The organism is Pantoea sp. GABEPS69 (assembly GCF_045780835.1).
Lineage (GTDB): Bacteria > Pseudomonadota > Gammaproteobacteria > Enterobacterales > Enterobacteriaceae > Pantoea > Pantoea septica.
This window is the reverse complement of record NZ_CP118618.1, coordinates 1127042-1149716: the sequence shown is the minus strand read 5'-3', so window position 1 is coordinate 1149716 and position 22675 is coordinate 1127042. Positions and strand designations below refer to the sequence as shown.

Here is a 22675-nt window from a genome sequence, read left to right as displayed (position 1 = left end):
TGGGCTTGTTGCTATTCGACGGCTTCGACATTTTGGGCAGTAATCTGGCGTTCCATATCCAGTACGACTTGTCCATTCATGCTTTTTAATTCAAGCAATTAGCCCGGTGCATGATCGTTGCCATTGAATACTCCGTTGATTTTAAAAAATTTGTAAAATGCATTGTGCTTATCGGCAAGATAGACATGAACTTGAGTCGATTAAGAGATGTTATGTTTAACGTGGCAGGCCTTCCCTGTAGCTTTCATTTTGACGTCAGCTTTTCGCTCATACCAGAAGTTTACTCCGGCGCTTTGTGCCATTTGCTTTGAGCAAGGCCTTCAAATGCCTGATATGTGCCACTGCCCTTTCGGTACTGGTTGGCACATATAGCTTCTCAACCTGAGGGCGAGGTGGCGGAATCAACTCACCAGACTGGATGCGTGCAGCGATTTTCTGCAGTTCACTGCGACACTTCAGACGCAGCTCCTGTTCAGAAAGCCCCTGCGCGCGCATCGTGTTGTACAGGCCAGTAACCATCCAGTAGTAGTGCGCATTAGCTTGCCACGGATAGGCTTCTGGGGAGTTGTATAAACCGCATCGTGCACTGTAGCGCATGACTATTTCATAAAGCGTATTTTTATCCGGCAAGCCTGCAGCGCCATTTTCAACGTCCTTGCACTAGCTGATGAACTGCCCAGGTGATGGCCAAAACGGTGAACCGCTGGCACGCGCTCGCTTCATCCCTGCTGATAGCTGCTGTTTGGAGGTGATGCCGTTTTCGACGAACGCGGCGATCTATTGACGCTTCGCTGCTGCTTCATCCCTTGGATCTTTCAGTGTGGTGCTGATGGATGCCGGAAATACCAGCTTCAGACTTCGAAAAATTATGTCTACCAGCTGCTCCGCAGTTGAGTAGAAACCACGATTGTCCGGCTGCGCGCTGATACCATCCACGCCGGGCCCCTTTTAGTAGGGAAACCTTATATTAAGAAAAATTCAAAAGACAAATGATTCTTGACTTTAACTCTTTGTCGCCTTAGAAGAAGTGCGAGCCTATAAAACTTTATAAGGGAAGCTGACTCATGTTACCGAAGGATAGCCTTCAGCAAGAAATCATCGAATCAATTAAAAAAGCACTTACCTTTGACATCCTATATCAAAGAATAAGACCAGATATATCAAAGTTCATCACGGCCACCTCAAAGCTATCTTTAAAAGGCCTCGATGAATGGGAACGATTAATTAGAGCAGAGATGTCGTATTCTCTTAGGCATTACAATCAGAAGCAAAGTAACAATGATTTCCAGCAGGTCGGGTCACTTAGATGGATGGACATATGTAGCGCTGATGGTTTCAGACGCGAAAGAGCGCTGAGGACATTATCAGGCGGGGCACCAAATAGTTTTTTATTAGCTTTAGTTGTTCGGAAGCTAAATGACTGGGTTCCACAGGTAAGAGCTGCAGCTCGTGATGCTTTGCCATTGGTTGCTAAAGAATCCGACCCTGAGTTTATTGTTGATGTCTTATTTAAAATTCTTCCCTACTGGGATTCCTGGGGAAGAATGGGTGATATCGAAAAAGAGATACTCATGAAAGTTGTTTTAATGGAGAAAGTAACTAATGCTTTAAAAAAACGGCTTCTGACATCCTCTTCAGGACCTGTCGCCACTATATTTGTGCAGGCAGGGCGCACAACAGCTCTGGATAAATTTTTACCTGAGATTTCAGAAAAATCAGTTCAACCCTCCCTGCGAGCCAAAGCGTATCGTTGTCAGTTTGAAAGTAAATTTGTTTGGGCTGAAGGGCTGACATGGCAGTGGGTTGACAAAGCATACGGCATACGGCGACGTATCCCCGCCTTAAAAGAACGTGTAATACCTACAACTCGTCCCTTTATTGATATTTTGAGGATGGCAACAACCGACCGCTCACCAATGGTTCGGCGTATAGCTGGCGAAATGCTCATAAAAGAATTAGGCAGTATTGGTGATGAAGTATTTAAACTGGCAAATATATTGGCTGCTGATATATCACAATCAGTTGCAGAACGTGGAAGATATGCATTAGCCGACTTAAAAAGCAAAATTGACAATTAACACACATACATTGGTGTGCCTGTTGCCATTTTCGTTACAGTACATATTATTTTATCATGGGTGCATCCGCCAACAGTTGTGAGAACGAATGATAACTTCCGCTCCTCGCTCATACCGGACTAAGTGCACCATGACTTCTGTCGTTCTCACCTACACCGGAATCCTTCTGGAATCTCATAACCGGTATCAGGTATCACATTAACGTCACGTCGCGGTGCTTTGCTCACCTTATGCTGGCGTTCCTCCACCAGCCTCTGAGCCAGTTTCAGTGGTCACTGCGCGTACATGCCCAACGTAACTACACCAGACCGTTCTGTACCAGAAGCGGACTTTGCTCTGGCAGCTTCTTTTAGTCAGTCGGAAGCGATTTAAATTTTCATTGCCTCTCACTTTATCTAACGCGTGCACTTAGAAAAATGTTTTAATGTCCTGAATCGTTACTTTTTATATAAAATCTTATTCTTGAACTTATATATGGCAACGCGCTCAAAGAGGAAAAATGGATAAGTATGCGGAACGACTTACAGGGTTTATGCGGGCTGTAGGCTGTATGAATGATACGGCAAACCGCGTGTCTGATTATTTTGTGATTAAACTTGAGGAAAGCGACAGTTTGCTGACGTCCTTAGCGATGTATCATTCGTCTATCACAGATAAGTTTCCGGCTGCATACTGGCATCGGCTTTGTTGAATAAATCAGATTTCGGGTAAGTCTCCCCCGTAGCGGGTTGTGTTTTCAGGCAATACGCACGCTTTCAGGTATACCTGCTTTCGTCATTTTGTTCAGCGCTCGTACCAGGGCCATAGCCTCCGCAACCTGACCATCGTAGTCACGCAGCGTCAGTGAACCCCCGAACAGCTGTTTTACCCGGTACATCGCCGTTTCCGCTATCGAGCGACGGTTGTAATCTGTTGTCCATTTCCACCGCGCATTACTCCCGGTCATTCGCTGATTAGCCACTGCACGGTTACGGTCTGCATATTCACCGGGCCAGTAACCCGCACCTTTTCGGGGAGGGATAAGCGCGCTGATTTTCTTACGCCGCAGTTCATCGTGACATAGCCGGGTATCGTAAGCGCCATCGGCGGCGGCTGACCTGATTTTCCGGTGGGTTTGCCGGATTAACCCGGGGAAGGCCTCTGAGTCCGTAACGTTGTTCAGCGACAGGTCAGCGCAGATGATTTCATGTGTTTTACTGTCAACGGCGAGATGCAGCTTACGCCAGATACGGCGGCGTTCCTGGCCATGCTTTTTGACTTTCCACTCGCCTTCACCGAAGACCTTCAGCCCGGTGGAATCAATTACCAGGTGTGCGATTTCACCCCGGGTGGGCGTTTTGAAACTGACATTAACCGACTTTGCCCGCCTGCTGACACAGCTGTAATCCGGGCAGCGTAGCGGAACGTTCATCAGAGAAAAAATGGAATCAATAAAGCCCTGCGCAGCCCGCAGGGTCAGCCTGAATACGCGTTTAATGACCAGCACAGTAGTGATGGCAAGGTCAGAATAGCGCTGAGGTCTGCCTCGTGAAGAAGGTGTTGCTGACTCATACCAGGCCTGAATAGCTTCATCATCCAGCCAGAAAGTTATGGAGCCACGGTTGATGAGGGCTTTATTGTAGGTGGGCCAGTTGGTGATTTTGAACTTTTGCTTTGCCACGGAACGGTCTGCGTTGTCGGGAAGATACGTGATCTGATCCTTCAACTCAGCAAAAGTTCGATTTATTCAACAAAGCCACTGGCATCCACAACTTAGAGCATGTTCTCAAAAAATATTTATGGAGACAGTGGCATCATGGTTCTTTGAGCATACGGATACCCAGCTTCTGCCTTCATCGCTCAAGCAAAACCTCCTCGCAAATTTTATAGATGATCTCAATGAAATGACCGGTGATGCACTGTTCTTTAGCCTCATCACCAGCCCACCAGTGTGGTATGGCTCCCTGCACGAAGAGTTTGTTATTGAGTCACAATATGGCAATTACCTCGTTCATTTCAGTTGTCACTGACCCCTTCGTCACAATTCAAAGTCAGCAAAGCTTCCCCGAACAACTTCTACCCCGGTTAGGAAAATCAAGCTGAGGGTTTCCCACGCCAGCATGCTGACTACGGCTAGCCGGTCCGGATACGCGTCTGGGATCGCCTCCTGCTTTTCAACGAGACTGATAACCACCAAGATCATCTGCCGGGCCTGCTCCGTGAGCGAAGGCGTCTGAATGAGCTGTGTCACTTTGGCCATGAGGAGCTCCTTTTCGACTTGATTAGCGCCTTCAAGTGCGCCACGTGATTCAGGGCTTTCTCGTTGCTGGCCGGTACGTAAAGCTTTTCCAGTTGCACACGCGCTCAAGAACTCGTTTTGCCTGCCGATACCTCATGACTGTAATGATAAAGGAGAACATTAATGGAAAAGCCTAATCCACTCGCTTCACTTTCACTGGTAATCTGGTTTCTTACTTTCATACCATGCTATCGCATGGCTCAGAAGGCGGGCTTTGGCTGGAAGATGGCTCTCATCCTTTCGATGCCAGGGCTGCATTTCATAATGCTCTACGTTTTTGCTTATATGAAATGGCCTAATGCGCCTTATCGATAAGCACTCAACAACAGGCTGTGCGTGCGTTAAGTTCATTAAAATATGGCAAGAGCATGAGACCATTATTTTGGAAGCTAGCTAAAGTAGTATTTTCCTGCTCTTGTTGTATCCCCTGGATAAATCATTGTCTGATTTCCAGTATTCAGGCTTCTGCTTTCCGCCAGACATCTGCGTCCATCTCAAGCCTGATATCCAGCGCCATCATATAGCTATCCCTCCTTCCCTCAGCATTCTGCAGCTTCTTACCGATATACGTATCAGAGCAATCATGCGAGCGTGCCAGCTGCATAAATGTTTTGCCAAAGATGTAGTCATCGAAAAGCAGATCGTGCGCGACTGGATACTTACGGTGCAGTCTGGCCATAATGTCAGAGATAATCTTTCCGTCATCGTCACAGCGCTTCTGGCGGCTTTTAATATTTGTCGGAATGATGCTAGCGAACCCGGCAGCGGCTGACGGCCACCAGACAACTTAATGGCTACCGGCAACCTGGTCTCCCCAGCGTTCTAGCATTTGTCTGATACCAGGCAAAATGCGTTTCTAAAATTTACCGGTTAAATTAAGTATGTTTTACTGCATTTTAATAAAAGCAGACTGGTGCCCTGACATAAACCGATCGCTCATTGACTTTGATAACATAACGAAACCCACCTTTCAAAAACGCTTTTTCATCTCCAGAGATGGCGGTATATTTTTAGCGATCGTGACCTTAGCTGGGCGAAACCTGTTATTAACAGAAAACCTAACAACATCTGGCAACACTTATTTTTCCTGAAAATAAAAAAGGATCGCCAAATGATAATAGAGAATTTTCAGCTGATGGCGAAGCCGTCAGGGTCACTCTGCAATCTCGATTGCGCATACTGTTTTTATCTTGAAAAAGAGAAACTTTATCCAGAGAGAAAACAAAACTGGCGCATGACAGATGCAACGCTGGAAAAATATATTGCGTCGCATATCGCTTCGCAGCAGGGCGATGTGGTGGATTTCCTGTGGCAGGGCGGCGAACCCACCCTGCTGGGCATTGCGTTTTATCTTCGCGCCGTCGAGCTTCAGAAAAAATATCGCGGTGCAAAATCTGTTAACAATTTCTTTCAGACCAACGGCGTTAATTTAAATAAGGAATGGGCGACATTTTTCCGCGAGCACCATTTTCTGGTCGGCGTATCGATAGATGGCGACCGCGCCAGCCACGACGCGTACCGTATGACGCGAGCGGGCAAAAGCACCTTTGACGCGGTTCTCGAGGGAATCGCCCTGCTGAGGCGCTACCACGTTCAGTTTAATACGCTTACCGTGGTTAACGACGTCAACGTTCGCCGGCCCGTTGATCTTTACCGGTTTTTGAAAAGCATCGGTAGTCGCTATATGCAGTTTATCCCGCTCACAGAACGTCGGGCATCGACGCCGGCTGCGGATGGCCTTACCCTGATCCCGCCAGCGTTTTCAGGCGCCTGTCGCGTCGAGCCGTGGTCCGTCTCTCCTCAGGCCTGGGGTGCGTTTCTTAATGCGATCTTTGATGAATGGGCCATCAGGGATATCGGACAGATCTTCGTAATGAATTTTGAGCAAACGCTGGCGCAGCTATACGGCATGCAAAGCGCCTGCGTGATTGGCGCAACCTGCGGCGCCAATCCCATCGTGGAGGCGAATGGCGATGTTTACTGTTGCGATCACTTCGTCTATCCCGAATACAAACTCGGCAATATCCATCGACAGGATCTCGCCGCAATGGTGAACTCACCGCAAAATCTGGCCTTCGCCCAGCGAAAAGCGGCCGATATCAGCAAAGATTGTCTGAGCTGTCCTTTTTTGCAGGCCTGCAATGGCGGCTGCCCAAAACAGCGCTTCGCGCTCTCCAGCGATGGCAAACCCAATAAGCACTATCTTTGCGAAGGTTTCCGCATTCACCTGAGCCATGTGGTACCCGCGCTGCATCGTCTTTATGCGCTGCTGAGAAAAGAGGCGTCGCCAACGCGGATGAAGAAAGAGATGCAAGCGATGTTGCTAAACCGCTAGCCGCGCCAGGCTGCTACGCAGCATCAGGCGCCTGATAAAACTAAGGCGGAAAATGGTCTTTCCGCCTTAGCTGTGAGAGCGTTATTGCTCTTCTTTCATATACTGCTGCTTAATATATTCCCTGGTTTTCTGCATGGCTTCGCTCATTTTTTGCAGCTTTTGCGCTTTATCAGGCGTGTCCGGCAGGAAGCCGACAAACTTATCGCTGGTACCGTAAGGCCGCATCCAGCCTTTAGGGAAATCAGCGGCTTTCACGCCATTGCCGTGATCTTCGTAGCGCTGAACGATGCCTTCGGAAAGTCTGGCGTTATAAGGAATAACGTTCTTGCCTTTGTGGTCGCTGAGCTTGTTGAACAGCTCCTGACGCAGCGCCTGTTTAATTTTCACAATAGCGGGATCGGTCGCGTTGATCAGGTTATGCATCTCCTGGGGATCCGCTTTCAGATCGTAGAGCTCTTCCGTATCCCAGACGCCATAGTAGTTGATGTACTTATAGCGGTCGCCGCGAATAGCGAAGGTCGTTGGCGTATAGGGGAAGTTATATTCCCAGAAGTATTCATAGACGAAGGTTTTACTGCGCGGTTCGGCCGGCGCCTTGCCGCTGCCCAGCGCCAGGAAGCTGGAGCCGTCATAATTTTTCGGTTTGGCGATGCCAGCGGCGTCCAGAATGGTTGGCGCAATATCGATATTGGCGACTACGTCCTCTACCACGCGGCCCGCATCAAATCCCGGCCCGCTGGCAAGCAGCGGAACGCGAATCGACTCTTCGTAAGCGTTGCGTTTATCCGTCAGGCCATGTTCGCCGAACATAAAGCCGTTATCTCCCATCACCATGATGATGGTGTTTTTATCCAGGCCATGCGCTTTCAGATAGTGCCGGATACGTCCGACGCTCTCGTCAACCGACATCAGCGTTTCGTAATAACTCTCCAGCCAGCTGTTGTACTCCATGTTCTCCATATAGGGGAAATCGATACCGTGCCAGCTATTGCGCTGGTCTTTAACCCAGCGCGGTTTTCCTTCATAGTTCGCAGCGTTATTGACCCAGGAATCAGGTTTTTTGAATACCTTGCCTTTCAGCTTGCCGATATGGCGCGGCGCGGGCAGAAAATCGGCATGTACGCCCTTATGACCCAAATAGAGCATAAAGGGTTTCGATTTATCGCGGTGCTCCATCCAGTCAACCGCATAGTCGGTCAACTCATCGGTGATATATCCTTTCTGCTTAACGATTTTGCCATCGACATTTAGCTCGGAGGCGCTGCCAAACTCGTTGATGGGATAATAATTGCCCTGCGCGTTGGAGCCGATAAAGCCCACCCAGCGATCAAAACCGGCAAAGCCGGGTTTTGCCTCGGTCTCTACGCCGCCGAAATGCCACTTGCCGAAAAATGCCGTCTGGTAGCCAGCCGCCTTGAGGCGCTGCGGGAAGAAATCGAGGCCGTACACGTTATCGTTTTTATTGTTGTCCACCATGCCGTGATTATGCGCATACATGCCGGTCAGAATAGAGGCTCGGCTGGGTCCGCAAAGCGAGGTGGTAACAAAGGCATTTTTAAAATAAGTCCCTTCTTTCGCCATTGCATCCATATTGGGGGTAACGGCGTCGCTGTTAATAAAGCCCATAGCGTCATAGCGCTGATCGTCCACGAGAATATAGACGATATTGGGTTTTTCCTGTGCGCCCCAGGCGTATGTTGCCGTAGTGGTCGCGGCCAGACAGGACATACCGATCAGTGCAGCCAGTAAATTACGCTTCATTTTCTTCTCCTGTTTTCCCAGAAAAAACGTCTCTTCAGAAAAAGATGACATTCGCAGAAATACCGAATTTCCACTGGTCATCTTTATTATCTGCAAAGGCGACATTATCGAGCTGGTTGTCCAGTGCTTTTAGCCAGGTAGCATAAAAGCGAATTTCAGGCAGCAGCCCGAAGCTGCTTTTTTCAAAGCGGATCGTATGAAAGAGCGTTGTTTTAACGCCCGACTCGCTTAACGTCTTACCGAATTGCTTGCTCTTCTGATTGAAATATCCCAGTTCGACGCCGGTCTGGTTATTATTTTCCCAGATATAGGCGGGACGAAGGGCCGAGCGGAAAAAAGTCACGTCTGAATGCGGCGCAAAGGTTTCGGGATCGACGATATCGCTGGCTTTTCCCAGCGCGATGGCATGAACAACGCCAAAATGGTCGCCGATAAAATTCTCGCCTTGCGTCACGGCCCGATAGAGAAGGCCGCCGCTCTGCTCGCCAAAGTAGTTGTCGCTGTGACCGAGGTAGGGATTGGCGCCGTGCAGTCGGCTCATATTGGTGGCCATACCGTTGCTGGCTACCTGCAAAACCAGCTCGTTGAAGCCGCTATCTGCCCCGGCTTTCCTGATCGCCGCGCCCGCCATAAAGGCATCTTTTAGCGTGAAGAACTCGCCCGCCGCCGCGCGTTTTTTCTGGCTGTCGGAGGCGTTTGCCATCGCGTAATCGCCCAGCAGGTCCAGCGTGATATCGGGCGTCAGCCTGATATCGTGGTAACGCATCTGGACGGTATTGGTGGCGACCGAAGTACTGCCGCTCAGGTCGGTTTTAAACACCTTGTAGTCGTTGCGCCCGATCGCGAGATCGAGCGCGCCCGGCCCCATGCGCAAATTCTGGATGCCTGCGCCGCCGCCCTCTGCGGTGTAGGCGTACTTCCAGTCGAACATCAGGATTTCTTTCGCCGGAAGCTGATTGCGCCCTACCCAGAACGTGGCTTCAGGATGGCCGGGTATCAGCCCTTTGGTTTCCAGATACATTTTGCCGAAAGAGATATCGTTGCCGTCGGACCTGGCGAAGTTGTTATTGCTGCTGTCGAGGTCGATAGAGCCGTCCAGCAGCACCACCGCCTTCATAGAGACGCCATCTTTGTTGTAAAAGCGCTGGGATAAAATAAGATCGTACCAGCCGTAAAACTCATTGCCGTAGCGACCTAAAGCGCCCTGCGCCCAGTTGGGCCTTTCAAAGCTGATACCGGAGGCGCTCACGCCTTTGCCCAGCGTAACGGTGGCGTTGGTGGTGCCTTTCGCGGCGCTCTCCCAGCCGCCGCGGAAATAGCCTGCGAAATTGAAATCTTTGAGCTTGTCATTATCTGCCTCCAGCTTAGCCAGCCGCTCCTCAACGGCCTCGTAGTCCTGAAGCGCGGTGCTATTCGCCTCGGCGAGAAAAGGAAAAATAGCAAAAAGTGATAACGATAAAACCAGCCGTTTATGGTGCATTTTTGTTTTCCCCAGGATATGAAAATAAAAAAACCCGAGCGAGATATTCTTTTCAAATATCTCGCCCGGGTTTTGCCCGCATGATGCTGTCACAATCCCGTATCACTCACTGAGGCCGCTTTACTTTTTTGTATTAGATGAATCGATGATTATTCACTTCTGGCCGCCAGCGATAACCCGACAACGTAGTCGCGTGGTCTTTTATTAAAATCTTTATCCAAAAATAAAAAAACCGATCCGCAGCTTACGCCGCAAATCAGGTTTTGCCTGCCGAAACAGTGACAATCCTGTTTTGAACAAAAGTACATTATCATCGCTACTGTCATTTGCAAGCGGCTTAATTAACAGCATTTAAAATTTGTGAGCGGATTAACGAAGAATTTGAAAACTATTATTTAACTTACAAGAATAAACGCGTTGTTAAATATTTTAGCAAGATTATTAATACCGGCATTTATTAATAGAACCTTTAACAGGCGACAAATAAAATCGTTTGTATATCTCGGGAATTTCCGGCGCTTTGCCGCTTTGCGTATCACCCTCGGGTATCGATTTAGCCGGCCGCCACTTTATGCGCTCCGCTGGCCGTTACGGTAAGCCGAAGGCGAAACGCCATGGATCTGCCTGAAGCGGTTGCTGAAATGACTGGGAGAATGGAACCCGCAGCTGAGAGCGATGGTAGTCAGCGAAAGCGAGGCGTCCGCCAGCATCTGTTGCGCTCGCTGCATGCGACGCCGCATGACGTACTGGTGCGGCGCTTCGCCCATCGAATGGCGAAACATGCGCGCGAAGTGAAACTCGCTTAGCGACGCTTCATGACTGAGCTGCGCCAGCGTCAGCGGCCGATCGAGATGCGCGTCGATAAAGGCGAGCAGTCGACGCAGCACCGCAGGCGCCAGGCCGCCGCGCGTCTGAGGCGCGCGCCAGCGCACGTCGCTGTAGCGCTGCAGCAGGTGGGTCAGCAGCAGGGTCGAAGCGCTGCTCAGCATCAGCTGATTCGCGGGCTGCTGCCAGTCGCAGCTGAGCAGAAAATGGCGATAGAGCTGGGTAATGCGATCGTCGCTGGCGAAGACTTTCTCGTGCAGCTGAAGGTGCGCCGGACTGCGATCCCACGTCTCTTCCGCCAGCTGGCGCAGATGCGCTTCGGAGCAGTAGAGATGAACAAACGAGAGATCGGAACGCAGATCCCAGGTGGATTCGACGCCGGCGGGCATCAGGCAGAAGCGATCCGGCCCGCCGCCGTTACGCCAGCCGTTCGGGGTTTTGTGCCAGGTATCGTAGCCGTCGGCGATATAGAGGCTGAGGGTGTGATGGTTGCTGAGATTGGTCACCCGATCGCCGCTGTTGAACCAGTGCGCCAGCTGCGTGCCGTCGCTAAGCCGGGCGTGGTGACGCAGCTGGGCTTTATGACGTTGCAGCATATCGAAAGTCTGGTAAGTCGGGGCATTCACGGGCGTTCTCCTGCTAACAGGCTTCCAGTGTATGAAGAGCCGCCTGAAGAGAACAGTCTTATCCGACGCGACGGATAAAAAAGCGCAAGAATTTGCAAGTGCGCCGCAAGCGGTTGCAAGCCGCCTGCCGCTTTTCCGGTAATACTGCGGCCTGACTTGAAGGAGGCATGCAATGAATCTCGCTTTATACCTTTCCGTGGTGCTGATCTGGGGCACTACCTGGATCGCCATTTACGCCCAACAGGCGGCCAGCGGCGGCAGCGTCGGCGCGGCGGTGTTCTGGCGCTTTATCGTGGCGTCGCTGGTGATGCTGGCGGCGCTCAGGGCAATTAAGCGCCTGCGAGCGCTGACGGCGCGCGATCACCTCTTTTGCCTGCTGCAGGGCTGCTGCGTCTTCGGCTTTAATTTTCTCTGCTTTTACCACGCGGCTGCCTGGATCAACAGCGGGCTGGAGTCGGTGATCTTTTCGATGGCGGTGCTCTACAACGCGCTCAACGGCTGGCTCTTCTTCCGGCAGCGCCCTTCCCTGCGGCTGCTGCCGGCTGCCGCACTCGGCGCCGGCGGAATGGTGGCCCTTTTCTGGCGCGATCTGCACGGCAGCGAAGCTTCTGTGCAGCTGTTATGGGGTATTGGGCTGAGCGCGCTGGGCACGCTGGGGTTTTCGCTGGGCAATATGATCAGCCTGCGCCATCAGCGCCTGCAGCGCGATGTGCTGACGACCAACAGCTATGCGATGCTCTACGGCGCGCTGGCGATGGCGCTGGTCACGCTGCTGCAGGGCGAATCGCTCCAGCCTGTCTGGAACCGGCAGTGGCTGGGCGCGGTGGCGTATCTGGCGATTTTTGGCTCGGTGATTGGCTTCGGCGCCTACTTCACGCTGGTTGGCCGCATCGGTGCCAGCCAGGCTGCTTACAGCACGCTGCTGTTTCCGCTGGTGGCATTAGGGCTGTCGACGCTTTATGAAGGATATCACTGGCATGCGGAAGGCTTTATGGGATTAACGATGATTCTGGCAGGCAACCTGGTGATGTTTGCGCGTTTACCAGGCGGGCGCAGGCGCGTGCCGCAATAAAGCAAAGAGCGGGCATAACGCCCGCCCCGCTGAGCGTCATGCCCGGCGCTGCACAGGGGTAAGCCGATGAGGTCGGTTAATCGCCTTGCGCGCTATCCAGTAGAGCAGCACGCGCTCATCGTCATTGTCCTGGTCGGCCATGGAGAGCAGTTTCAATGCCAGTGTGGATTTGGTCACAGGCTGCTGCTCATCGCTGAGTTCAATCACTGCCTGACCGATGATGCAGCGGACTTCGTCCTCACAACTAAGGGATTCATATGCTCGGTCTTTCATATTTCCTCCTGTAAAGTGAGCTTTAAGCCTGGCAAATATTCTGCCGCTTTGCTTGCGAAAGCGCTTCAGAGACATATCTGGTTACGTCAGGTAACCAATCATTATCAGATTGCTGAGTTGTTCATACTTTAGCGAAGCGGATTCGCTGCCGTTCATACCCTGACAGCGGCATTTCATGACGCGTTTCATCCCGTTCATGCTTTTTCTCGTCGCGCGCGCGTAGCCCCGTTTTAATCTGGCGTTAGTGTCCAGATCCCCGGACGGGAGAGAAAATTATGAATCAGACAATGTCATCATCCTACCAACGCACCCGCTGGCTTACCCTGGTCGGCACGGTCATTACCCAGTTTGCGCTAGGTTCGGTCTATACCTGGAGCCTGTTCAACGGGCAGCTGGCGACAAAACTCGACGCGACGGTAAGCCAGGTTGCTTTCGCGTTCGGACTGCTGAGCCTTGGGCTGGCGGTCGCCTCGTCGCTGGCGGGCAAGCTGCAGGAGCGATTCGGCGTACGGCGCGTCGCTATCGGCGCGGGTCTGCTGATGGCGGCCGGCTTCTGGCTGACAGCCCATGCCGACAATCTGATGATGCTCTATCTCAGCGCTGGCGTGATGGTCGGGCTGGCGGACGGCGCGGGTTATCTGATGACCCTGTCGAACTGCGTGAAGTGGTTCCCCGAGCGCAAGGGCGTGATCTCCGCCTGCGCCATCGGCGCGTACGGCCTCGGCAGCCTGGGCTTTAAATTTATCTGCGGCGCGCTGCTGGGCGCGGTCGGCCTGGAGCAGACCTTTATTATCTGGGGCCTGGCGGCCATGGGGATGATTATTCTCGGCGCGCTGCTGATGCGTGACGCGCCGGTTCAGCGCGCGACGGGTCAAAGCGCGCAGCAGGCGCGCGACTATACGCTGGCGCAGGCGGTGCGTCTGCCGCAGTACTGGATGCTGGCGCTGATGTTTTTGACCGCCTGCATGAGCGGACTCTATGTGATCGGCGTGGCGAAAGATATCGGCGAAGGCCTTGTGCATCTCAGCGCGCAAACCGCAGCCAATGCGGTGACGGTGATCGCCATCGCCAACCTGAGCGGTCGTCTGGTGCTCGGCGTGCTCTCCGACAAAATGGCGCGTATTCGGGTGATCTCACTGGCGCAGATCATTTCGCTGGCGGGCATGAGTATTCTGCTGTTTACCCGCATGAATGAGACCACCTTTTTTGTTTCGCTCGCCTGCGTCGCCTTCAGCTTCGGCGGCACCATTACCGTCTTCCCGTCGCTGGTCAGCGATTTCTTCGGCCTCAATAACCTGACGAAAAACTACGGGCTGCTTTATCTGGGCTTCGGCATCGGCAGCGTGCTCGGCTCGCTGATCGCCTCACTGTTCGGCGGCTTTACCGTTACCTTCAGCCTGATTATGACGCTGCTGGTGATGTCGCTGCTGCTGTCGCTGATGATTCGCCTGCCGCAGCGCGAACCGCTGGCAGAGCAGATGCTGCAGCGGAGCTGAGCAGCAGCGCGGGCGCCATGGCGCCCGCGCCTTTATGCGTTAAGTGATGACCTGCGCGTTATTCCGGAAACAGCGGCTCCGCAATACCCGCTACCTCCACCTCTACCGCCAGAATATCCCCTGACTGCGGATAGCGCGCCAGCTCTTCTTCGGTGCGATCCTCGCGCGAGCTGGTGATATAGAGCGTTTTCAGGTCGGGGCCGCCAAAGGCGACCATGGTCGGCCAGCGCACCGGCAGCGCAATCTCATCAACAATTTGCGCGCTGACGGGATCGATACGCACGATGCGTCCGCCGTCGAACTGCGCCGACCAGTAAAAGCCTTCGCTGTCGACCGCCGCGCCGTCCGGCAAGCCGCCTGCGGCGTCGAACTGGCGGAAGATCTCCCGCGCGCCCGGCTCGCCGTTCGCATCGAGCGGATAGCGATAGAGCACTTCGTTCGGCGTATCGCTGTGGTACATCCAGCGGCGATCGGGCGAAAAGGCGACGCCGTTGGATATCTTGATGTCGCGCGCTTTCACCTCCAGCTCCAGCGACGGCGTTACGCGGCACAGCAGCGCGCCGTTCTTATCCTGCGGCTCCCACAGGCTGCCGCACCAGAAATTGCCCCAGGGATCGACGCGCCCGTCGTTAAAGCGGCTTTTCGCCGCCTCGCCTGGGTTATCGGCAATTTTACGCTGCGGTCTGCCCTGCTCATCCAGCAGCCAGACGCCGCTGCGCAGCGCCGCAATCACTCCGCCCTGCTCGCGCAGGCCGATACAGCCGACCTCTTCCTGCTGCGGAAAGCTCTCCAGCACGCCGCTGCGCGGATCGAAGCGGTGAATGGCAGGCGCCAGGATATCCACGCACCACAGCACCTGTTCGCGCGCCGACCAGGTGGGGCACTCGGCCAGCTCCGCCTGCAACGCCAGTACATTTTTTACTTCAGGCTTCATCATCGCTCCTTTTTATTTCGCATCAGCATACTTTAGTCTGAATTCGCTCCAGCGGGTAAAAACGCCGCGCTTGCTTTTCAGAATTATCTTGCCGATAATCGTTTTTATTCAGCCGGTTCCGATAGGCTTATTTAATCCCTCTCTACTCAGACATGTCTCTGAAATATCCCGTAATATCTCTCTAAATAACTCTACATTCACTGCATCATCACTCCACTATTCCGGCGTAATGTCGTACCTATCGGAAAAGAGGAGAACTTTCTGTGAAAAAAATCGTTAAAGTTGCCACCGTTTTTGCCGTTATCTCTATGCTGAGCGGGTGCATTATCGACAGAGGTCATGGCGGCGGCTGGCATCACGGCGGCGGGCATGGCTGGCATCATCACCGCTAAGGGCAAAGATTTCACACAGCATAAAATAATAAAATAAAAAAAGGGCGGGATATTACCCGCCCATTTTACTATTTAACTCGATTAGCTTTTCAGCGCGTAGTTACACTGAAACCAGCTGGTTTTCAGCCCAGGAATATGACTCTCCTGCGGGGTTAGCGCTTCCACCTTATCAAATCCTTTCTTGCCGCAATAATCCGCCAGATCCAGCTCCATCGCATCTCGATTTAATTTCTGCGGATCGTAACGGTACTGCACCGTATTTGCGCTCGGATCTTCATCTACGCGTTCAAAGCCCCCAGGTTTGCTGACGCTACAGCCGGTCAGCAATAACAGCGCCGTCGCGCCGACGATAATTGATTTCATTTTTTCTTTCTTCCTCTCGTTGCTGCGGCAGTTTAAGCCGCAGCGCTGGCGCCGGCTATCGGAAAACTGCCCAACCTGACGCCACAAATGTAAGTTTTCACCGATTAAAGTGATATTACCAAACGGTTATCTCTATCGCTAAAAGGGTGAGAAGATGCCCTCAGACAAAACAGCGTCTGCACCACACCAGGTTATGCCCAAGAAGACATTCAGATTGGTTTTAAGCCCGCGCTAAGCGGGCTTTTTTTCGCCTGTCAGCCAGAGAGAGCCACCATTCTACGCAACAGGTTCGCAGCGTGTTTGTCCGGCAATGCGAGGATGGCGCTGTAGAGATCGACAGACATCGCGCACATAGAGGAGCGATCGACCGCGGTGTCGGCAGGCATATTGAGCTGCTGCAGCTTGTCGCCCCACTTCTTATAGAGCGTCGCCACGATGCGCTGCAGATCCTGCTGCGCCTGTGGCTGATCCACCGGCAAATCGGCGCCGCGACTCGACAGCAAGAGCTGTTCCATCGCCGCCGCGTCCTGCGCGTTAAGCGCCGGCGACAGCGTTTTCACCAGATTCACCCCGCCGCTCACCTGCGGATAAAGAAAGCGGAAGCAGAGCTGCGGATCGCGCTGGCCCAGCGCCTGCATCGCATTGACCGAGGCGCGGATATAGTTGACCACGGCCGCATCCGGCGCGCGCATCAGCCGCTGATTAATCAGGTCGGCCAGCCAGCCGCGCAGCTCGCCTGTCGCCTGCTGCGGCGTTTCGCCGAGACGCAGCTTGAGCTGAAGCTCCTGCACCAGCAGCTGCCACAGCGCCGGCTCCTGCGTTTGCAGCACGCGGTAGCCTGGCGTTTGCGCCAGATAGTCGATCGCCGCCTGCTGCTGCGCGGCGCGCTGCTGCTGCGGCTTCAGCCAGCTGAACCAGAGCAGGTTCGCCAGCAGCAGCGGCAGCAGGAAGAGTACGACGCCCTGCCAGGCGCGCAGCCGGGTGGTTTTAATCAGAACGACGATGATAAGCGCCAGCAGCGCGAAGGCGGCCAGCGTGACGATCCACAGCGAGGTCATGCGAAGTTGCTCAATCCTTACGAACGTCGATTAATACCGGGCAGTGGGCGCGCTCGATCACCGCCGCGCTCACCGAGCCCTTTAGCAGACGGTTAAAAGAGGAGAGATGACGCCGTCCCATAATGATCATCTGCGCGTTAAGCTGGTGTGACTGAGCGACGATGGTATCCGCCGCTTCGCCCGCGACGATCAGCCCGCGCGCGTCAACTCCGGCGCGCAGCAGCGGCGCCAGCGCGTGACGCACCACCAGCTCGGCGGTGTTCTGCTCATCCTGCGCCATGGCGAAATCTTCCGGATCTTCGCCGGCGGTAATATCAATCGGCTGGTTGCAGGAGGAGTACGCGGGATCGACACAGCAGAGCACCACAACCTGCGCCTTGTGCGCCAGCGCTTCCTCTATCGCCGTGGCGATCACCTTCTGGGCAACCGGCGAATTATCAACAGCCATCAGCAGTGTTTTCATCAGAGTTTATCCTTCAACAGCGGCAGTTTTGCCGATTTCGCGTATCAGCGCCTCTTTGCATCTGAGCATCTCTTCGCGATATGCCGCTTCGTTTTTCTGAAAACGCGACGTGGGCACCAGCAGAGAGACAGAGAAACGGCCGAACAGCGTGTCCAGCGCCACCGCCATGGTGGAGATACCTTCAAGGGTTTCGCCGCGATCGTAGGAGATGCCGGTTTTACGCACCTCATGAATCAGCGCCATCAGCTGCGGCAGCGTTTTGACGGTTTTATCCGTTAGCTCGCGGTAGGCTTCGCCCACCATCAGGCGCACGTCGTCATCGCACTCCAGCGCCAGCAGCGCGCGGCCGCCGGAGGTGCTGTAGAGCGGCAGGTTCAGCCCCATGCGCGGCACCACGCGCAGTTCGCGCGACGCCACCACGTGGTGAATGATAGTCAGCTGCGTGCCGCTGGCGCGCGACAGCGAAACCGTTTCATTGGTCGCCGCGCAGAGCGCTTCCAGCTTGGGTCGCACCAGATCGACGACGTCGGTATGCACGCTGGAGATCAGTTTCAGCAGCGCCGGACCAAGCCGCAACCCGCCTGCGCCGCTGCTGCGCACCAGCTGGGCGTTATCGAGCGCGGCGACGATGCGCTGCACCGTAGAGCGCGGCAGATCCACCGCCTGCGCGATTTCGCCCAGGCTCATGCCGCCGGGGTGCTCTCCCAGCGCGTTAAGAATTTTTGCCGCGCGGGCGATCACCTGGATACCGCCCGATTTTTCATCCTCGCGACTGGATGGAAGTTTTGCCATGAGTCGTCCTTTTCAGCTGCCCTACTCTACCGCGAAAAAGGCACGATTTACAGCATGTACCACATTGCAATACAGCATATCGAAATGTAAAATCGCAGCCTGTATCACATCGCAATACACTGCATCACAATAATGAGAAACCTGCTATGAACGCTCAGCCTGCTGCTGCTGCGCCGACGCCGCCCCCCTTTACGCTTCGCCTGGCGCTGGGCCTGGTCGGCGTGCTTATCGCCGCCTTGACCTCAGGCCTTAACGACCGCGTCACCGATATCGCGCTGGCGGATATTCGCGCCGCCATCGGCGTCAGCTACGACCAGGGCAGCTGGATCGTCTCGGCCTATCAGGCCGCCGAAGTGGCGGCGATGATGATTGCGCCCTGGTTTGCCGTTACCTTCTCGCTGCGCCGCTTTTCGCTAACGGTATCGACCGGCTTTATGCTGTGCGGCATTCTGCTGCCGCTGGCGCCTTCGCCCGGCTGCTTTATCGCCCTGCGCGTGCTGCAAGGGCTGTTCGGCGGCGCGCTGCCGCCGATGCTGATGACAGTGGCGCTGCGCTTTCTGCCGCCGCCGCTTAAGCTCTACGGGCTGGGCGGCTATGCGCTCACGGCCACCTTCGGCCCCAATATGGCCGCCTCGCTGGCGGCGTTCTGGACGGACGACGTCAGCTGGATGTTTGTCTTCTGGCAGGTGGTGCCGCTGATGCTGATCGCCATGCTGCTGTTCGGCTGGGGTCTGCCGCAGGATCCGCTGCGCCTCGAGCGCTTTAAGCAGATCGACCTGTTCGGCATGCTTACCGGATGCAGCGGCATGGCGCTGCTGGTGCTGGCCCTCACCCAGGGCGAACGGCTGGACTGGTTCGAGTCGCCGCTGATCGCCGCCATGCTGCTGGCCGCCGCGCCGCTGTTGCTGGTGTTTCTGATCAACGAATGGTTTCACCCGCTGCCGCTGTTTCGGCTGCAGATGCTGTCGCGCCGCAATCTGACGCACGGCCTGCTGGCGCTGGCGACCGTGCTGATCGTCTCGCTCTCCGGCTCGGCGCTGCCCTCCGCCTATTTCGCTCAGGTTGAGGGCTTTCGCACCCTGCAGTTCGCGCCGCTGGCGTTAACCGTCGGCCTGCCGCAGCTGCTGATCGCGCCGCTGGTCGCCGCGCTGCTGAATATCCGCTGGATCGACTGCCGCTGGGTGCTGGCAGCGGGCGTCGCGCTGCTGATTACCGCCTGCCTGCTCGGCGCGCAGATCACCAGCGACTGGGCGCGCCAGAACTTCTGGACGCTGCAAATGTTGCAGGCGTTCGGGCAGCCGATGGTGATCCTGCCGATTCTGATGAGCGCCACCAGCGTGGTGGCGCCGCCGGAAGGCCCCTTCGCCTCGGCGATGTTTAACACCGTGCGCGGCTTCTCCAGCGTCGCGGCCTCGGTGCTGGTGGAGGTTTTCCTTAGCCACCGCGAGAAGATCCACTCCAACATTTTGCTGGACCAGGCCGCCAGCCGTCCCTGGCTGATGAGCGCGCCGAGCAGCGCCGACGCCAGCGCCAGCCATCCGCTGCTAATGGACGGCAGCGTCAGCAGCAGCGAGAACCTGAGCGGCTTCGCCACGCTGGTGCGCCATCAGGCCACCGTGCTCGGTCTGAGCGACAGCTGGCTGCTGCTGATCGCCTTCGCCGTGCTGCTATTACTGCTGACGGCCTGGCTGCCTAAGCGCGTCTGGCCGCCGCAAACCCTGATTCAACCTGCCTCTTCGACATCGAGAAAATAAGATTATGCGTGCTTTAGTAATGAGAAAAACCGTGCTGCTGAGCCTGTTGTTGCTGGTTCTGCTGGCCATCGCGTTTTTTATCTGGTCTACCCTGACCGGCAACGATCACCGCACCAACGACGCTTACGTCAACGCCGACTACACGCTGGTGGCGCCGAAAGTGTCAGGCTATATCGCCGAGGTGAAGGTGCAGGATAACCAGCAGGTGAAAGCGGGCGACGTGCTGGCGACGCTGGACGATCGCGATTATCGCGTGGCGCTGGAGAGCGCCGAGGCGGATCTGCAGGTCAGCGAGGCGAAACTGCTCAGCAGCCAGGCGCAGCTGGAGCAGCAGCAGTCGGCCATCGAGCAGTCAAAAGCGACCCTGGCGGCCAGCCAGGCGACCGCGCAGTATGCCGGTCAGAACGCCGATCGCTATAACCGCCTGTATAAAAGCGGCATTATCGCCGCCGACGACCAGCAGAAGGCCAGCTCGACCCAGCGCTCCGCCGCGGCGACGGTGCGTCAGAGCCAGGCGGCGGTGGCTTCCGCGATGAAAGAGACAGGCGTACTGCAGGCGGCAGTGCGTCAGGCGCGCGCGGACGTGGCGGCGGCGCAGGCGAGCGTGGATCAGGCGCGTTTGAACCTCTCCTATACACGCATCGTCGCGCCGGTGGACGGCATGGTGGGCCAGCGCGCGGCGCGCGTCGGCGCCTACGTTTCCGCCGGGACGCGGCTGCTGGCGGTAGTGCCGCTGCAGCAGACCTATATCACGGCGAACTTCCTGGAGACGCAGCTCAGCGACGTGCGCCAGGGGCAGCGGGTGCAGATCGCCGTCGATGCGCTGCCGGGCAAGCGTTTCACCGGCCATGTCGACAGCATCGCGCCCGCGACTGGCGCGACCTTTTCGGCAATTTCGCCCGATAATGCGACAGGTAACTATACTAAGGTCGTCCAGCGCCTTCCGGTTAAAATCGTGCTGGATACGGACCAGCCTGACCTGTCGCAGCTGCGGGTTGGTATGTCGGCGATCCCGGAGATTGAAGTCGAGTAAAACGTGATGAACCTCTCACACTGGTGCTATTTATTTTAGGATCAATTACGCGTAAATTAGCGTTCGATCCTGTTCTGAGTTACTCGGAACGACCTGAGAAAATGCCTGAGTCGATGATGGCCTGATGCGTTTTTCTCATTCTGTTCGCGTTGCGCTGGCCTGGGATCGCTATCGTCGTAACCGCTCAGAGGAGTTGTCTGTGAAATACGCCTTGATGGGAATCTCTTTCTTTGCGCTGCTTTGGCTCGGCACATTTGTGCTGATGCTGTAGCGCCAGCCAGGGGGCGACAGAGCTGTCGCCCCGCTTTGCTTTACTCTGCTTCTTCTACCGCTTTTACGCTGCCCGGCAAAATACCGTCCGCGCGAAACATCGCTTTAATGCCCCGCACCGCCTGCCGAATGCGATCGCTGTTCTCTATCAGCGCGAAGCGCACATGGGTATCGCCATAGTCGCCGAAGCCGACGCCCGGCGACACGCACACCTTCGCCTCCTGCAGCAGCTTTTTGGCGAACTCCAGCGAGCCGAGCGCGGCGTAGCGATCGGGAATTTTCGCCCAGACGTACATCGAGGCTTTGGGGTTATCCACCATCCAGCCCGCCTCATGCAGCCCTTTTACCAGCACGTCGCGGCGACGCTTGTACTGCTCGGCGATGTCGCGCACGCACTGCTGATCGCCCTCCAGCGCGGCGATGGCCGCCACCTGCAGCGGCGTAAAGGTGCCATAGTCGTGATAGCTTTTGATGCGCGCCAGCGCGGCGACCAGCTCTTTGTTGCCCACCATAAAACCGATGCGCCAGCCCGCCATGTTGTAGCTTTTTGACAGCGTGAAAAACTCTACCGCCACGTCGCGCGCGCCGGGCACCTGCATAATCGAAGGCGCTTTCCAGCCGTCGTAAACGATATCGGCGTAGGCGAGATCGTGCACCACCAGCACGTTATACTGTTTCGCCAGCGCGATAACCCGTTCGAAAAAGTCCAGCTCGACGCACTGCGCGGTGGGGTTCGACGGAAAGCCGAGGATCATCATTTTCGGCTTCGGATAGCTTTCACGGATCGCCCGCTCCAGCTCGGCGAAGAAATCGACGCCCGCCACCAGCGGCACCGAACGCACCTGCGCGCCGGCGATCACCGCGCCGTAGATATGAATGGGATAGCTGGGATTCGGCACCAGCACCGTATCGCCGTGATCGAGCGTCGCCAGCATCAGGTGCGCCAGCCCCTCTTTCGATCCGATAGTGACAATAGCTTCGGATTCAGGATCGATCTCTACCTGATAGCGCTCGGCGTACCAGCGCGAAATGGCGCGGCGCAGGCGAGGAATGCCGCGCGAGGTTGAGTAGCCGTGCGTGTCTTCACGCTGCGCCACCTGGCAAAGTTTTTCCACGATATGCGGCGGCGTAGGGCCGTCAGGATTCCCCATCGAGAGGTCGATGATATCTTCGCCGCGCCGACGCGCAGCCATCTTCAACTCAGCGGTAATGTTAAATACATAGGGGGGAAGGCGATCGATACGCGAGAAACGACGGGGTGTGCTGTTGTCAGCCATAATGTCCTCTTGAATACGTAAGCGCCCGGACCGTCCGAGCGACGCAGGTCACAACCGTGACCGAAAAAAGACCTTAACGCGGCGATCGCGCGCTTGTCGAGAGGAGAATAAAATT

Annotated in this window: 22 protein-coding genes and 2 pseudogenes; 10 read left to right on the top strand and 14 right to left on the bottom strand. The window is 55.1% G+C overall.

Features of this window, described 5'->3' with window-relative positions:
• Positions 1-267 precede the first annotated feature (267 nt).
• Positions 268-723, bottom strand: a pseudogene (locus PVE98_RS05460) (replication protein P).
• A 341-nt stretch (positions 724-1064) separates the two neighbouring features.
• Between PVE98_RS05460 and PVE98_RS05455 the strand changes: the two are divergent.
• Positions 1065-2078, top strand: coding sequence for a hypothetical protein (locus PVE98_RS05455; RefSeq protein WP_096073555.1), 1014 nt, complete (start codon positions 1065-1067; stop codon positions 2076-2078).
• Between the two features lie 736 nt (positions 2079-2814).
• Here PVE98_RS05455 and PVE98_RS05450 read toward each other — a convergent pair.
• Positions 2815-3783 carry an IS5-like element IS903B family transposase gene (locus PVE98_RS05450; RefSeq protein ID WP_013087110.1) on the bottom strand — a complete coding sequence of 323 codons (969 nt, stop codon included), beginning with the start codon at positions 3781-3783 and terminating at the stop codon, positions 2815-2817.
• Between the two features lie 82 nt (positions 3784-3865).
• On the opposite strand from PVE98_RS05450, the gene PVE98_RS05445 reads away from it, so the two are divergent.
• Positions 3866-4087 (top strand): hypothetical protein, encoded by a 222-nt coding sequence (locus PVE98_RS05445; RefSeq protein ID WP_407568552.1) that lies wholly within the window; start codon positions 3866-3868, stop codon positions 4085-4087.
• Between the two features lie 8 nt (positions 4088-4095).
• Here the strand turns inward: PVE98_RS05445 and PVE98_RS05440 are convergent, their stop codons facing one another.
• Positions 4096-4317, bottom strand: coding sequence for a hypothetical protein (locus PVE98_RS05440; protein ID WP_096073557.1), 222 nt, complete (start codon positions 4315-4317; stop codon positions 4096-4098).
• Positions 4318-4479: 162 nt separating this feature from the next.
• Here PVE98_RS05440 and PVE98_RS05435 point away from each other — a divergent pair, with 162 nt between their 5' ends.
• A complete protein-coding gene (locus tag PVE98_RS05435; RefSeq protein ID WP_096073558.1) occupies positions 4480-4671 on the top strand; it encodes a hypothetical protein in 192 nt (63 codons plus the stop codon).
• A gap of 142 nt (positions 4672-4813) precedes the next feature.
• Here the strand turns inward: PVE98_RS05435 and PVE98_RS05430 are convergent.
• Positions 4814-5203, bottom strand: a pseudogene (locus tag PVE98_RS05430) (antiterminator Q family protein).
• 264 nt (positions 5204-5467) lie between these two features.
• Between PVE98_RS05430 and PVE98_RS05425 the strand changes: the two are divergent.
• The gene (locus PVE98_RS05425; protein WP_096073559.1) at positions 5468-6691 is read left to right on the top strand and encodes an anaerobic sulfatase maturase; all 1224 of its coding nucleotides are present in this window, start codon (positions 5468-5470) and stop codon (positions 6689-6691) included.
• Positions 6692-6772: 81 nt separating this feature from the next.
• On the opposite strand, the gene PVE98_RS05420 is transcribed toward PVE98_RS05425, so the two are convergent.
• From PVE98_RS05420 to PVE98_RS05410, 3 genes are all read right to left on the bottom strand, one after another.
• Positions 6773-8452 carry a sulfatase gene (locus PVE98_RS05420; protein ID WP_096073560.1) on the bottom strand — a complete coding sequence of 560 codons (1680 nt, stop codon included), beginning with the start codon at positions 8450-8452 and terminating at the stop codon, positions 6773-6775.
• A 34-nt stretch (positions 8453-8486) separates the two neighbouring features.
• Positions 8487-9932, bottom strand: coding sequence for a carbohydrate porin (locus PVE98_RS05415; protein WP_096073561.1), 1446 nt, complete (start codon positions 9930-9932; stop codon positions 8487-8489).
• A gap of 569 nt (positions 9933-10501) precedes the next feature.
• A complete protein-coding gene (locus PVE98_RS05410; RefSeq protein WP_096073926.1) occupies positions 10502-11353 on the bottom strand; it encodes a helix-turn-helix domain-containing protein in 852 nt (283 codons plus the stop codon).
• 202 nt (positions 11354-11555) lie between these two features.
• On the opposite strand from PVE98_RS05410, the gene PVE98_RS05405 reads away from it, so the two are divergent.
• Entirely contained in the window at positions 11556-12455 is a 900-nt protein-coding gene (locus PVE98_RS05405; protein WP_096073562.1) for a DMT family transporter, read from the top strand.
• Positions 12456-12491: 36 nt separating this feature from the next.
• On the opposite strand, the gene PVE98_RS05400 is transcribed toward PVE98_RS05405, so the two are convergent.
• Positions 12492-12728 carry a hypothetical protein gene (locus PVE98_RS05400; protein ID WP_033753607.1) on the bottom strand — a complete coding sequence of 79 codons (237 nt, stop codon included), beginning with the start codon at positions 12726-12728 and terminating at the stop codon, positions 12492-12494.
• A 275-nt stretch (positions 12729-13003) separates the two neighbouring features.
• Between PVE98_RS05400 and PVE98_RS05395 the strand changes: the two genes are divergently transcribed.
• Positions 13004-14224, top strand: coding sequence for an MFS transporter (locus PVE98_RS05395; protein ID WP_096073563.1), 1221 nt, complete (start codon positions 13004-13006; stop codon positions 14222-14224).
• Between the two features lie 58 nt (positions 14225-14282).
• On the opposite strand, the gene PVE98_RS05390 is transcribed toward PVE98_RS05395, so the two are convergent.
• Positions 14283-15158 carry an SMP-30/gluconolactonase/LRE family protein gene (locus PVE98_RS05390; RefSeq protein WP_096073564.1) on the bottom strand — a complete coding sequence of 292 codons (876 nt, stop codon included), beginning with the start codon at positions 15156-15158 and terminating at the stop codon, positions 14283-14285.
• 263 nt (positions 15159-15421) lie between these two features.
• Here PVE98_RS05390 and PVE98_RS05385 point away from each other — a divergent pair, with 263 nt between their 5' ends.
• Positions 15422-15550, top strand: a complete 129-nt coding sequence (locus PVE98_RS05385) for a hypothetical protein (protein ID WP_255351578.1) — start codon at positions 15422-15424, stop codon at positions 15548-15550.
• Between the two features lie 81 nt (positions 15551-15631).
• On the opposite strand, the gene PVE98_RS05380 is transcribed toward PVE98_RS05385, so the two are convergent.
• From PVE98_RS05380 to PVE98_RS05365, 4 genes are all read right to left on the bottom strand, one after another.
• Positions 15632-15913 (bottom strand): membrane lipoprotein lipid attachment site-containing protein, encoded by a 282-nt coding sequence (locus tag PVE98_RS05380; RefSeq protein WP_033753614.1) that lies wholly within the window; start codon positions 15911-15913, stop codon positions 15632-15634.
• A 254-nt stretch (positions 15914-16167) separates the two neighbouring features.
• Complete coding sequence (locus PVE98_RS05375) at positions 16168-16971, bottom strand: hypothetical protein (RefSeq protein ID WP_096073565.1); 804 nt, start codon at positions 16969-16971, stop codon at positions 16168-16170.
• A gap of 10 nt (positions 16972-16981) precedes the next feature.
• Positions 16982-17434, bottom strand: a complete 453-nt coding sequence (locus PVE98_RS05370) for a universal stress protein (RefSeq protein ID WP_033753620.1) — start codon at positions 17432-17434, stop codon at positions 16982-16984.
• Positions 17435-17440: 6 nt separating this feature from the next.
• Positions 17441-18226: an IclR family transcriptional regulator gene (locus PVE98_RS05365; protein ID WP_033753624.1), complete on the bottom strand. Its 786-nt coding sequence runs from the start codon at positions 18224-18226 to the stop codon at positions 17441-17443.
• Between the two features lie 146 nt (positions 18227-18372).
• On the opposite strand from PVE98_RS05365, the gene PVE98_RS05360 reads away from it, so the two are divergent.
• From PVE98_RS05360 to ypdK, 3 genes are all read left to right on the top strand, one after another.
• On the top strand, positions 18373-19980 hold the full coding sequence (locus PVE98_RS05360; RefSeq protein ID WP_096073567.1) for an MFS transporter: 1608 nt from the start codon (positions 18373-18375) through the stop codon (positions 19978-19980).
• A 4-nt stretch (positions 19981-19984) separates the two neighbouring features.
• A complete protein-coding gene (locus tag PVE98_RS05355) occupies positions 19985-21013 on the top strand; it encodes an HlyD family secretion protein (RefSeq protein ID WP_096073568.1) in 1029 nt (342 codons plus the stop codon).
• A 199-nt stretch (positions 21014-21212) separates the two neighbouring features.
• Positions 21213-21284 carry a membrane protein YpdK gene (gene ypdK, locus PVE98_RS05350; protein ID WP_102990980.1) on the top strand — a complete coding sequence of 24 codons (72 nt, stop codon included), beginning with the start codon at positions 21213-21215 and terminating at the stop codon, positions 21282-21284.
• A 40-nt stretch (positions 21285-21324) separates the two neighbouring features.
• On the opposite strand, the gene alaC is transcribed toward ypdK, so the two are convergent.
• Positions 21325-22560, bottom strand: a complete 1236-nt coding sequence (gene alaC / locus PVE98_RS05345) for an alanine transaminase (RefSeq protein WP_033753634.1) — start codon at positions 22558-22560, stop codon at positions 21325-21327.
• Between the last annotated feature and the right edge of the window lie 115 nt (positions 22561-22675).